Annotated in this window: 4 protein-coding genes; 1 reads left to right on the top strand and 3 read right to left on the bottom strand. The window is 58.5% G+C overall.

Translation table 11 applies throughout. From position 1 onward, the window contains the following. Positions 1-148: 148 nt before the first annotated feature. Positions 149-2,308 carry a T9SS type A sorting domain-containing protein gene (locus HBN54_RS21355; protein ID WP_168675267.1) on the bottom strand — a complete coding sequence of 720 codons (2,160 nt, stop codon included), beginning with the start codon at positions 2,306-2,308 and terminating at the stop codon, positions 149-151. 466 nt (positions 2,309-2,774) lie between these two features. Between HBN54_RS21355 and HBN54_RS21350 the strand changes: the two genes are divergently transcribed. After that, positions 2,775-3,122, top strand: coding sequence for a hypothetical protein (locus HBN54_RS21350; protein ID WP_168675266.1), 348 nt, complete (start codon positions 2,775-2,777; stop codon positions 3,120-3,122). A 637-nt stretch (positions 3,123-3,759) separates the two neighbouring features. On the opposite strand, the gene HBN54_RS23900 is transcribed toward HBN54_RS21350, so the two are convergent. Further along, entirely contained in the window at positions 3,760-3,882 is a 123-nt protein-coding gene (locus HBN54_RS23900) for a hypothetical protein (protein WP_262888311.1), read from the bottom strand. A 241-nt stretch (positions 3,883-4,123) separates the two neighbouring features. Continuing rightward, on the bottom strand, positions 4,124-12,940 hold the full coding sequence (locus HBN54_RS21345) for a right-handed parallel beta-helix repeat-containing protein (RefSeq protein ID WP_168675265.1): 8,817 nt from the start codon (positions 12,938-12,940) through the stop codon (positions 4,124-4,126). Positions 12,941-13,416 lie beyond the last annotated feature (476 nt).

Raw genomic sequence — 13,416 nt, 5'->3', positions numbered from 1 at the left:
CTGTTGAAATGCTCATGTCCGAAAGCTACTACCCGCCCACAAAAAAAGCGCCGACCTACTGGCCGGCGCTTTCTGAGTTTTGGGTAAGGACAAGCCCGACTAAGGGAGGGCTTTTTTATCAATCGGACAGTGTGCCCGGATGCTTCAGCTATTCCTTCACCAAGTGCTTGGCCAAGGTGAGGGAGTGGCCGCGTACCACAACAGTGTAGGTACCGCTGGCCACGGTGTTCAGGTCGAGGGCGTGAGCCAGGCCGGCAGTCAGCGTCGTGCTGAGCACGGTACGGCCGGTAGCATCCAGCACTCGCACTTCGTACGAACCAGCGGGCAGCTGGGTCAGGTCTAGCTTGGTGGTAGCGGCCGTGGCCGGGTTCGGCGTAAGGCTGATGGTCGGCACCAATGTGCTGGTGAAAGCCACTGTACGCACGGGCGAGTAAGTAGTAGTGCCATCGGTGTCTACCTGCTTGAGGCGGTAGTACACCGTGCCGCTCACTTTCGCGCCGATGCCGGCATCGGTCAGGGCATAGTCGGTGGGAGTAGTTTTGGCACCCTTGGCCTGCACCTGGCTGATTTTCACGTAGTCCGAGCCGTTGAGGCTGCGCTCCACGTCGAAGTGGTCGTTGTTCTTCTCCGAAGCCGTGTTCCAGGCCAACAGCGCATCCTGGCTCTTGGCCGTAGCCGTGAAGGCCGTCAGCTCAACCGGAAGGGGACGGGCACCGATATTGATGGCCACATCCTGCAGAGTCAATCCTCCGGTGACATCCGTTGTTCTAACCTGGACAATGTAGGTGCCGGGTTTCAACAGCGTACGGTCGGTAACAGTAAATTGGCCGGTTGTGGAGTTTATGCCAACCCCAGCGGGCAAAGTTGATGTGCTCAGAACAGCATTGGTGATGTTACCATCTGCATCCGTTACGGTAGCCAAAGAAAACCCATTCGCATAAGCATTTGGCTGGGCCGCGGCAGAAGTGTACAAGGCTTCTACATCCTCTCGAATGATGATAGTGACAGGGGCTACCGTTGTACCACCGGCTACGTCGGTGGTGGTAACATTGTATGTGTAAGTACCTGCAAACGGAACGCTCGAACCAACAGTGAATCTTCCGTTGGTGGTATTAAACGTAACACCGGTTGGCGCGGCACCTGTGAGTGCGGCGTTTGTCAGTGGCCCGTCGGGGTCGGTCACGGTTGCCAACGTCATGCCGGTACTGAGGGCGTCGCGGTTGAATGTGTTGCTGGTCGAATAAGCCGCTTCCGTGTCGGAAGCCAGGATAGTGATGGTAACTGTGGTAACGGAAGTTCCTGCGCTGGCTCCGAAGGTGGTCACATTGTAGGTATAAGTACCTGCCGCCGGTTGTTGACCATTGCCATTACCTATGTTGGCAGTAAACTGGCCCGTCGTGGTATTAAAAAGGATTCTAGCTTGATTAGTCCCAGCTGTTTGAACAGAAGATGCTGTCGTAATCGCACCATCAGGGTCTGTAACAGAAGCCAAAATCTGGTTATCAACCAAACTGGCGCGAATAAATGTGTTTGGCGAAGTGTATACAGCCGGCTGGTCGCCGATTGTAATGGTGTAATTTACCGCAGGGCTATCACCACCGTACAGGTCTGACACGAAGTAGCTAAAAGAGCGGCTGGAAGCAGTTGGGGTACGTACACCAGTGGCATTCTTAAACTCCAGTGTAGCTGCCTCGGCCTCGGTCAGCGTCACATTGCTGGTGCCAGCAAGGGCCGTCCGCACTCCATTGCGGGTGTAGTAGACGGTTCCGAAGTTGATGTTAGCAATGCTCGACCCAACAATGGTGTAAGTCAGCACGTCGTTGTTAGGGTCGGTACCCGTCATCGCCGGCAGTGCCGAAAATATCGCCGTGTTGGCGGTAACACTGGCCGATTTTGCCGCTGCTGTCGGTGCCGCGTTGGTAGTGGTGGTAACGTTGGCATTAGTGAGCGAGCCGTTATTATCCAACGGGTCAGCATCGTCGGTATCGATGGTGCTGCTGGCCTTGCCCGTCACGGTAGAGGACGGCATATTAAATTTGATGATGGAGGTGCTGCTGGTGCCAACGGCCAGAAGCGGCACAACCGGCAGCGTTAGCAAACCCGTTGTGTTGTTGTAGCTGCTGCCCACCGGAAACACGGGGCTCTGCGAGTTCAGGCCCGGACTAAGCTGCACTTGGGGCCGAACACCGGAGGCATCGTAGTCGCCGGAAGCCGTGGTGGCAGCCGTGTAGGTCACCTGCGTTCCCACGATGGCACGAGCAGGTCCGCTGAGCGTGGTGGCCACGTTGGCCTGGGTGCACCAGCTCATGTAGTTTATACCGATGAACTGGCCACCTGGATTCGTCAAGTTGACTGTATTACGATACGTTATTTGAAAAGAAACGATGGGCTTATTAAACGTAACCGTAACTGTTGCCTGTTCAGAGTTAGGCACGTTGTTTTGGATACCCGTGATTTTGTTGCCGCTTACCGTATTGTAGAAAACATTATTGGTATACGTTGCGTCAGAAGCCGAAGACAAGTTGAGAACAACGCCGTTGGCTTGGGTAGCATTAAAGGTTACCTCATCAATCCAGCCGTTTGCCCCAGTACCAATATCAATGTCCTGAATACGGAGCGAGAAATTGTTAACCGGACGGTTAAAAGAGTATGTTATCTGCGTCGTAGCATTTCGGGAACTGGTGTAATCGGCAAACCAAAAGAGTGGTTGCCCATTCAGGGTACCGCCATTATTGCTTACACGCAAGGTAGTCTCCGCACCCCCAACTGGCTCTATGTACGAGCCAGCCGTTGTAATTGTCGTATTGGTATTTGCCGCCCCGGCATTGACAGGAGCATGGTTCTTCCAATCTTCGTTCACTGGCCGCTGGTTAAAATCCAGTGTCGTGGTGTTAGTACAGGCAGCAGCAACTCTAGCCGCTGCCGTCGCCATTAACTGCTTAAAAGCAGTCTCCTGCTTACGCGATTTAATCGTATTTACTGTGGGAGTTCCCTCAGTTAACTCAAGTTGTGGCGTTTGTGCCCAACCGACTAGCGGCAGAAAAGCCATTGCTAAAAGCCACACTGGTAAAGTAATTCTCATAAAAAATGCAAAGAATGAAAGAAGTAATTGCGAGAGTTGAGATGTAATCAGATTTAACAGAATTTTTTAACAGGGATTATGGTGCAGTTATCGAACCCATATTCTTATTCAATCCCTGAATCAAATTCAAAATTATTTACTACCGCTCTGTTAGCCAGTCTAACCTCGACCAAAGAGCTTGTCTAGCCGATGAAAGCACCTGGTACAGCCTGTTAAAGAAATGGTGAGAAAAAAGCAATGCCTTTTTAATTCAGCAGATACCTTTTAAAGTACTAAAGGAAATAAATTCTTGATGCTATACACTCGAAGCAGTTTATAGTACAAAGTAAAGAGGTAGACTTCTATTCTTAATCATTTTTTTTAAATTAATCCATGTAGTAGTGGGGAGTTAGTTTTTACCCAAAACGCTTCAACCATCATCAGAACATGCATCAAATAGTGTAACCAGATACTAAACAGTTGCATTATGAGTATTTATTCACAGTGCATAGGATATCCAATAATTATTACTTTTTTATTAACAACCCGCACTTTTCAAAGGTTACACAGCCTGGGACAAGTGCAAAACAGCTAAATATCTAGAGTTTAGCCAATTCCTAAATAGTGAACGACCAACCCGTAAAGGGGCCGGCCACCAGCATTTTTTTAAAAAGAATTACTATTGAAACAAAAGTATCCTACCCCCGGCCGCTGGCTTCCACCAGCGCCCGCAGGGGCTCGTTGAAGCCCACGGCATCGACCAACTCCTCAAGCGGGAGGTGCAGGCGGTATTTCCAAAAGTGACTGGGGTTGCTGGGCACGTTGATTTGCTCCTCGTGCGGGTTGGAGCGGCGTCGGTGGCTGTCGATGGCCAGTAGGCCATGGAGCGGAATACATGTTCCACATGGCCAGTAAGCTCATGCTTAGTTCATCAGAGGATTTGCATAACTGCTTCAGTGGAAGTGTGCGCACATATGCAGACAACACAGAATAAAAAAAGGCCCTCCCGTTTGGGGAGGGCCCTTTTACGTATCCGCCAGCCGGGAGCCGGGGCCGCATCAGCTATTCTTTGATGAGGCGCTTGGTCAGGTTGATGGGCTGGCCGTTACTCTGGCCGCGCACCAGTACGTTGTAAGTACCGCTGGCGATGGTGTTCAGGTCCAGGGCGTGAGCCAGGCCGGCTTCCAGCGTCGTGTTGAGCACGATGCGGCCGGTAGCGTCGAGCACGCTCACCTGGTAGCGGCCGGTGGGCAGCTGGGTCAGGTCGAGCTGCGTGCCGGTGGTGGCCGGGTTCGGGAACAGCGTGATAACGGGCACCAGAGCCGTGGTGAAGGCAACCGTGCGTACGGGCGAGTAGCTCGTTTCGCCGTCGGTGTCCACCTGCTTGAGGCGGTAGTACACCAGGCCTTTGGCTTTAGGACCGATGCCGGCATCGGTCAGGGCGTACTCGGTAGCAGTGGTTTTGCTGCCCTGGCCTTTCACATCCCCGATTTTCACGAAGTCCGTGCCGTTGAGGCTGCGCTCCACGTCAAAGTGGTCGTTGTTCTTCTCTTGGGCCGTGTGCCACAGCAGCGCCGCGTCGAGGTTCTTCACGGCCGTGGCCGTGAAGTCGGTGAGCTCAACCGGTAGCGGGTAGCCGCCGATGCTGAACTGGGCCGTCACCAGGTTCGTGCCGCCGTTCACATCAGTCGTCGTCACGTTAATCTGGTAGTACTTCACCGTGTTGTTGTTGACCAACAGGGCGCGGTTGCTCACGAACACCAGGCCCGTGGCCGGGTCCAGGCTCACGCCGGCCGGCAGCACGTTCGTCGGGTTGGCGGGGTAGAGGCCGGAGGCGGCGGGGCCGTTGCCCGAAGAAGCTGCTACCACGCTGTTGGGCGTGTTCACGAGGCCGTTACTACCACCAGTGGCCAGGATGGTCGTGGTGGTACCCGAGGCATTGTAGACCAGGCCAGCACTATTGTACGCCGCGCCGTTGGGGTCAATCACGAAGGCCAGCACGTCGTTGGTCTGGTACTGCACGGCGCGGCCCTTATTAGGCGTAGACGTGTAGAACGAGTTGTTGTCCTTGCCCACCGGGATGGTGTACAGAGCGGCGTTCGAAACGTTGTTCAGGTCATCGGTAGCCGTGTAGGAGAACGTGATGTCGCCCACCGAGGCCGAAGTGGTCGCGTTGTCGGCGGGGGCGAACTTCAGGCTGGCAGCCTGGGCTGGCGTCAGCGGCTGGGTCAACGTTACGAGCACATAGGTCGTGCCGGTAGAGTTGTAGTAGAGCTTACCCTGCGTAGCGTTCGGCAAGGCCGTTACCAGGTAGGTAGCAATGGTCCGGCCGGTAGAGGCCGCCGCGCTAAGCGGCGAAATCAGCACCTGACCGGCGGTGTTGCCGATGGCCGTGTTCACGGCACCGGCAGTTCCAGCGCTAAACGTCGTCTTGTCCACTACATCGAAGGCCACGGGAGCCGGGGTAGGAGCCGTGCTGGTGGTGGCGGCCGAGCTGGCGTTGTTGCCGGGTGTCGGGTCGGTGGTTGTGCTCTGGCTGTTGCCGTTCACGGTGTAGCTGCCAGCAGTAGCGGGCGAGGTGAAGGTTACCGTGTTGGTAGCAATCTGGCCGTTGGCCAGGCTGCCGATAGTGGCAAAGGTCACGGTGCTGCCGCTGAGGTTGGCCCCGGCAGGCAGGACCACATTGGTAGCCCCGGCGGGCAGGACGATGGTAGGCACCACGCTAATGGCGGCCGACGGGCCGTTGTTGGTCGTTATCACCGAATAGGTTACGGGCGTGCTGGGAGCCGTCGCCGTTGGACCAGTCGTGCTGGTTACCAGGTCGGCGCTGGTCGTGATGGCGATGCTCGTGTTGGCCGTGTTGTTGGCCGTGACAGCGTCGGACTGGTCGCCTTTCACGGCGGCCGTAGCTACCAGTGGGCCGCTGGTGGGCGCGTTCAACAGCACGGTGCGGACACGGGGCGTGCCGTTCACTACGCTGAGGGCGTTAAACGTTACCACGCCGGTGTTGGCGTTGTAGGTACCGGTGGCGTAGGTCGAGATGCCGTTGGTAGTCGACGTTGGGTCGGTGCCGTCAAGCTTCACGCCGGTCAGGCCGGCGGCCAGCGCCAGCTGCTGCACCACGTTGGTAGCGGTGCTACCGGCCGTGTTGTTGGTAGCCGTCACGGTGAACGTGATGGGCTGGCCGGCCGTCTGGGTGCCCCCGGCCCCGGCGGTATTGCCGGGCGCGTTGGAGGTTACTGTGGTCGCCAGGTCGATTATCAGCTCGGTGGCAGGGGTTACCGTAGTGGTAGCGGTAGCCACATTGTTGGCTAGGTTAGCATCGTTGGTGCCGGTAGCGGCCGTTACCTGAGCCGTAGGGGTCAGTACGACTAGGCCAGCTGGCAGGTTGAAGCTCACGGAGCTGGTGCGGGCATTGGCCAGGCCGAGGCCCTGCGCCGGCACGGCGGCAAGTGTAAGCAGGCCGGTGGCGCCGCTGTAGGTAGCGCCGGTGGGCAGTACCAGGCCGCCGCCAGCCGCGTCGAGGCCGATGGGCAGCTGCACGGTGGTTTGCTGGCCGCCTACCGAGGGGCCGTTGTTGGCCGTGGTCACGGTGTAGGTTACCGGGCTGCCGGTCACGGCCGTGGCCGGACCGCTCAGGCTCACGGTGAAGTCGGCAACCGGCTTGATGACGGTAGTCACTTTGGCCGTGTTGTTGGCCAGCGTTACATCGGGCGAGGTGCTGGTAACCGAGGCCACCGGCACAATGCTGCCCCCCGTGGCCGAGCCGGAGAAGTCCGGCGCAGGCAGCGTGATGGTGCGGGTGAGCGAAGCCCCGGCAGCCAGCGTAGCCGTGGTAGCATAAGTTACGAGGCCGGTGGCGGCGTTGTAGCCCGTGGTGGTCGTGTTGGCCACCACGTTGTTGTTGGCATCGCGCACCACCACGCCGGTGAGGCCGGCGGGCAGCTGCACCGTCTGGCTTACGCCCGTGGCGTTGGTGGTACCGTTGTTGACAGCCGTCACCGTGTACACGACGCTCTCGCCGGGGGTGGCGGTGGCCGGGCCGCTGAGGCTGGTGGCCATGTCGCCGGCAATAGGCTGGTTCACCGTTACGGCGGTCAGGGCCACGTTATCGGCGGGCACGGGGTCGTTGGTGGCGGCAGTTACGGTCGCGGTAGCCGTTACCACGCCCGAAGCCGGGGCATTGGCCGTGATGGTGTAGCTCAGGGGAGTGTTGGCACTGGCCTCATTGGTTTCGGTGGGGAATATTACCACGCCAGTAGCCGCATTGTAGCCAGTGGTAGTGCTGTTGGTAATGGTAGCACCGGCCTTGTCCTTCACCACTACGCCGGTGAGGCCGGTGGGCAGGTAGGCACGCGTCATCACGCTGGTAGCCGCGTTGGGACCATTGTTGGCCTGGGTCACGGTGAACACAATGGGGGTACCGGGGGCCACGCCGTTGGGCTTGTCCGACGAGATAGTGACGTACAGGTTAGCCGTGTTGCCGGCGGCGGCCGGGGCCGTCGTCAGCGTCGTGCTGATGCTCACCTGGTTGTTAACCGTGTTGGCATCGCCGGCGGCCGAGGTGTTGGGCGTTACCAGGGCCGTGAGGGCCAGGCTGCCGGATGCCGGGCCGGGGCTCGTGAAGCTGATGCTGTTGTTGACCTGCTGCCCGTTGCTTAGCGCCGGAATAACTGGGAAAGTAAACAGGCTGGTGCTGTTGCTGAACGAGTAGGTTCCGCCATTGCTCAGGAAGACGTCGGTCAGGGCCGCCGTCGTAGGGATGCTCACCGTCTGCACTGCGCCGGGCGCGGTGCCGGGGCCGTTGTTGCTGGTCGTCACGCCATACGTTACCAGCGTGCCGGCCACTGCAGTAGCGGGGCCGCTGAGGGTGGTAGCCAGGTCGAAGCCGGCTGAGCCGGTGTTGGTAGCGGCCTGCACATCGTTGGCAATCTGACCCACCTGGTTGGTGGTGGTGCTCACGGTGGCGGTGGCCGTAACAGTACCCGTGTTGGGCTGCGTATAGGTAATCACCGAAGCCTGGGACTGCCCACTGGTGAGCGAAGTGATGCCGGCGTAGGTTACCAAGCCGGTCGTGTTATCGTACACGCCGCCGTTGGAGGCGCTCACGAGGCCGGTGGTCAGGCCGGTGTTGAGGCCGGCTGGCAGCTGCACGGCAGCCACTACGCCTGCGGCGGGGTTGGGGCCCGTAGCTGCCAGGTTGGTAAAGGTCACGTTGAACGTGCCCGCCGAGCCTACGGCTACTGACGTAGCATTACCGGTAACGGTGGCCGCTACATCGGCCACGGCGCTCACCGTGAGGGCAAACGACGCGGCATCGGGTGCCGTGTTCGGGTTCTGCGTGGTGGTGGTGGTCACGTTGCTGGCAATGCTGGCCGCCCCCGTAGTGGTAGCTGCCGTGAAGGCAAACTGGTACACGTTGCTGGCACCAGCTGCCAGTGAAGCCACGGCCGGGAAGGTGATAACACCCCCGCTGACGGTAGTGGTGGGGTAAGCCGTCTGAATCGTGCTGAGCTGAGCCGCTGTGAGCGAAGCGCCCGTGGGCAGCGTCACCTTCTGGGTTACGGTGGCGGCAGCCGTGTTGCCGGGGTTCGAGAACGTGGCCGTGAAGATGCCTGTGGGCTGGCCGGCGGCCAGGTCGTTGGGACCGGTGATGGTCGTCGTCACATCGGCACTCAAGCTGATGTTGCCCGAGAACTCCGAGGTGGCGTTACCCAGCGTGCTGGTAGCCGTGAGCTTCACGCCCGACACCACCAGCGCCTGCTGCGCGGCATTGAGCGCAATGGTGAAGATGAAGCCGCTGGCGTTGGTATCCGAGCCCTGGTCGAACCCGTTGATGGGGCCCGAATAGCTCAGGCCGATGCGCGCGTCGGTATCAGCCGCCGAGCCTTCGAGCAGCGTGGTCAGGTAGGTTCGGCCCTGACCGAAGTTGTTGCCCGTGGTAGCCGAGGGGGCCGCCAGCGTATTGGCCTGAGCCAGGAACAGCTCGATGCTGGCACCCGCTTTGGCGTAGCCTTTCAGCACCAGGTTGGTGCCCACCAGGGTAGCCGAGGTGAGGATGGGGTAGTTCACCAGGCCGTTGGCACCGGTGGCGGTGGCACTGTTCAACGTTTGGAAGGGGGCAGTGCCCGCTAGCTCGTTATCACCCGTCGCTTCCAGGTCGATGCCCACTTGCCCGGTAGCGGCTGCGCCGTTACGGGCCAGCACGGTGCCGTTGTTGAAAATGGAGTTCTGGCTAATTTTCGTGGCAGATGCTGCCACTACGACGCCCGCGTTGGTAGTCCCTTCGAGCATGATGCCCGCCCCGTAGTTATCGGAAATGATGTTTTGGGAGATAGTGTTGTTCGCACCGTAGATGCGCACGCCCGGCGTTTCGCTGGGTGCTACCGTGGCCGTGCCCCGGCCGTTGTCGGTAATGGTATTGCCGGTGATGGTGTTACTGCCCGCCGAGCGGTAGCTATCCACGCCCTGGCCCGAGGTACCGGTTAGCAGGTTGTTGCTGATGGTATTACTGCTGCCTTGAATGTCAACCCCATCGTAGTTGGCGCTGCTTAAGCCGTTGCTGCGGATTTCGTTGCCCGACACAGTCGCATTGCTCACCGTGTTGTTGATGGCGATGCCCTTGCTGTTCGAATAGCCAATGAGGTTGTTGCTCACCACCACGCCGCTCGTGCCGCCGGTCAGGCGCACGTTGTCGGCATTGGTTGGGGTGGCAGGGGCAGCGAAGGCCGTAGCCGCCGAGCCTAGTATGTTGCGCGTAATGGTAATGTCGTTGGCGGCGCTCCGGATGTTGGCGCCGGTGTTGCTATCCAATGCATTACCGAAGCCCACAATGGCCAGGCCCGTGATGGTAGTGTTGGTGGCCGAAGCGGCTATGTCAAGGCCAAAGGCGATGGTCGTGCGGCCAGACAACTGTACCTCGGGACCGTTTAGCTGGCCCAGAGCCGTAGCGGCGGTACCCACGGTGCCGCCGGCACCCAGGGTCACGTTGTTGGTGTTGCCCACGTTCTGGGTCTGGGTTGTGCCGTCGATGCGGGTAAAAGGCGAGTTAGCCCCCGTCAGTTGCGGCAGCGTGGCTACCGGCGTAATCACGGCCACGCCAGCCGTGAGCTGGTTCATCAGACCGGCGCGCAGGCCGGGCACCGACGTACCGTTCGAAATCATGAAAATGCTCGTCTCTACTCCTGCAGCTGGTGCGCTGCCCCCGGTGCTGGCGGCAGCTTGGTCAAGGTTGGTGTTGGAGAGGGCACGGGCATTGAGCAGGAACTGCCGGAGCGAGCCCTGCGCGTTGGTCCCGGTTACGGTGGCTACGTCGTTGGTGTTAACCACTGTATCGAAGTTGAAGCCGAAATCGATACCCGTAGTAGCCGTGGTGGTAAACGTAGCCGTGTACAGCGACTGTGGGGTCACAGTACCGCTGCTCAGGCTGCTGAGGGTCTGGCTGCCGGTGTTGGCTGCCGCGTCAGTAAACTGTGGGTTTTCGCCGCCCACCCGGTTCACGTCGTTCAGTACGTATGTCTGCACCGGCACCAGGCCGGTTACGGTCGAGGTACGAACGGGCACCACGGTTGAGTTCACCACCCGCACCGTATAGGAGCCGGTTCCGGGCAGGTTGTACGAATATGCTCCGAGCGTGTTGGTCGTCGTCGAGCCCACGAAAGCGCCCAGGTTATTGTATATCTCAACAATGGTGTTGGCACTGCCGATGTCGTTGCTGGCAAAACCCGAGGCGGTGGCCGAATTATTAGCCGCCGTGTAGGTACGGCCAGCACCGCCACCGTAATTCACATCGTCGTACACAGTGCCACTCAGGGGCACCGGCGTCACGTTCAGGGTGCGGGTGTCCGAGTCGGCCACCGTATTGGCTCCCTGACCGGTTGAGGTGGTCGTGTTGGCCACCACACTGATTGGCCCGCTGGCTGGCGCCGCGAAGCTAAAGGCGTAGGCTGTCGAATTGCCAGCCGCGATAACTCCCCCAGGGTACGTAATGGTATAGCCGGTAGTTTGGGTACCGGTGAGAGTGCCACCCGAAAAGCCAATGCTGCTCTGAAGCACCCCGGCCGGAATGCTTACCGTGCGGGTTACGTCGCTGGCGGCAGAAGGGCCGGCGTTGGTGAATGTAACGCCATAGGTGACCGTGGTACCCGCCGTCACCGTCGAGTTATTGGCCTGGCCGCTGGAGAAGGACACGCCCACATCAGCCACGGCGCCTACCACGTAGTTTATGCTGGCCTGGTCGGGAGCCGTATTGGCCCCCTGGCCGGTGCCCCCGGTACCGGGGGCCGTATTGCTGGTAACCGGAATGCTCTGACCCAGCGACGTAGCCGCTGTGGGTGTAATCGTGAACGTATAGGAAGCGGTGTTGCCCGAGGCCACGTTGGTGCCCGCCGGGAACGTGATAACATAGTTTCCTCCCACCGTTGTTACCGTTCCCGCCGAAGGAGTTGGCGCGCCGGTCAGGTAGGTGGTAGGAATCGTGACGGTCCGCGTTGTGCTGGCGGCCACAGAAGGGCCGTTGTTGGTGTACGTCACGGTATAGTTGCCCGATTGCACTCCTCCCACCAAAGCGCCCGGCCCGGTCAGGGTCGTGGTAAGGTCGGCTACAGGCGTTACGGCAATGGCAGCCGTGGCCGTGTTTGGGTTAGGGTCACTGCTTGGGCCCTCCGTCGTGGTCGAGGTAATGGTGGAAGTGCCATTTACTAGTCCCGAAGCCGGGGCCGTAAACGTAATAACCGAGCTGAATGCCGCACTAGCGTAGTTGGCCAGGGCGGTAGCGGCCGCGTTGCTGTAGGTTACGAAGCCCGTAGTACTGCTATACACGCCCCCGTTGGTGGCAGATACCCCGCTCAGGTTAGTAGGCAATTGCACCCGCTGCGTAGTAGCCGCAGTGGTGATGTCGCCCACGTTGGCAAAGGTCACGTTAAACTGTCCGGTTCCTCCCGCCAGTACGGGCGATGCCTGCGCCGCAAGGGTCGTGGTCAGGTCCGCCTGGCTGCACCAGGAAATCTGCTCGAAACCGATGGTCTGAATGCGGGTGGTGGCACCGGTGATGGTGTTCAGGTTGCGAAACGTCAGCCGCACGGATTTTACCGGGCTGGTAAACGTAATGGTCACGTTGCCCAGCCGGCTCGAAGAATTCGCATTATTGGGGTCACCGTTGAGGCCGATGCCGCGCACAGCATCCTGCGTCGTCCCATTCACCGACTGGTTCGCGAGAAACTGGTTGATGTTGGCTACGGTCGAAACGTTGGCAGCCGCCAGGGCTACTCGCGTCCCGGCACCGTTCAGGGCATACAGGTCCAGCTCATCCGTAAAGTCGCTGCCACCGCCGTTGGCGGTCACGCCTGTCGTGTTAAGCGTGCCCTTGTCGATATCCTGCACCACAAATGTCAGGTTCGACACTTCCCGGTCGAAGGTCAAGGTAACGGTGGCGTAGAAGGGCGTGTTGGCATTGGTGGTAGCGACTTGCCCACTGGCAATGCCGCCGTTGGCCGTCGTCAAGTTCACCGCCGAGTTATTTTGCCGCCAAACCAGCGCCCGCCCGTCAATGGTGCCATAAGTACCGGCCGCATAAAGCCGGAAGATGTCGTTGGTGGTTTGGGCGGTAGTTAATGCCCCCGGAGCCGTGCTGAGGTAGTCGCTAAACAAGAACGAGGTGGCCCGCACCGTCTCCGGGCCGGGGGTTGTCGCGCCAGTGCCGGTAGGGTGCTTGTCTTCCTCGATGCTGTTCGAGGTATAGGTGCCTGTGGGCACAGGCGCCGTGGTGCGGAGCACCAGCGTACTGGTACCCGTAGTACACGCCTGGGCCCAGACGTTACCCGGTCGGATTAGCGCGACGAAGGCAAGCAATAGCCCCAACGTTCGTAAAAACTGTGTCATAAGAGTGTTATACAGGTAAAAGTGAAGGATTTAAAAAAATGTTAAGACTAGTTAAATGCATAGTACAGCAGTAAAATCCCGATTGGGCAATTAGCACAATGCTATTTTTTAGGAGTTTGATTTCACTAGTACTATTAAAAGGCCCAGAAATTTGTCAATTCGTAAAAATTTGCACAAAAAGCATATTTCATTACTCTTGTGCATAGTCAAATACATCAAAATAAATGAATATTTAAAATCTACGCGAGGTCCAACTGTCATCATAGCGAATGAATAGCAGGCGTCTTAGTGTGTACAAAATTACTTTGTTCCCATAATGGGGAAGGCATATTTTCGATGAACCTAATTATTCTGCCGGTAAACGCAATAGCCGGGACACTATAAAATTAGGATTTCGCGTAGCGATATAATCCAACCAACTACGAAGGGAGTTCTACTCCGGATTTTATACTTTTTAAAAGTTTATGTTTTCTTCG

Source organism: Hymenobacter artigasi (assembly GCF_012275535.1).
Lineage (GTDB): Bacteria > Bacteroidota > Bacteroidia > Cytophagales > Hymenobacteraceae > Hymenobacter > Hymenobacter artigasi.
This window is presented reverse-complemented; position numbering and strand designations above follow the sequence as displayed.

Bases quoted from the DNA above. Each gene is read 5' to 3' on its own strand.
- HBN54_RS21355 (WP_168675267.1), bottom strand. From the start codon at position 2,308: ATGAGCTGGTGCACCCAGGCCAACGTGGCCACCACGCTCAGCGGACCT.
- HBN54_RS21350 (WP_168675266.1), top strand. From the start codon at position 2,775: ATGTACGAGCCAGCCGTTGTAATTGTCGTATTGGTATTTGCCGCCCCG.
- HBN54_RS21345 (WP_168675265.1), bottom strand. From the start codon at position 12,940: ATGACACAGTTTTTACGAACGTTGGGGCTATTGCTTGCCTTCGTCGCG.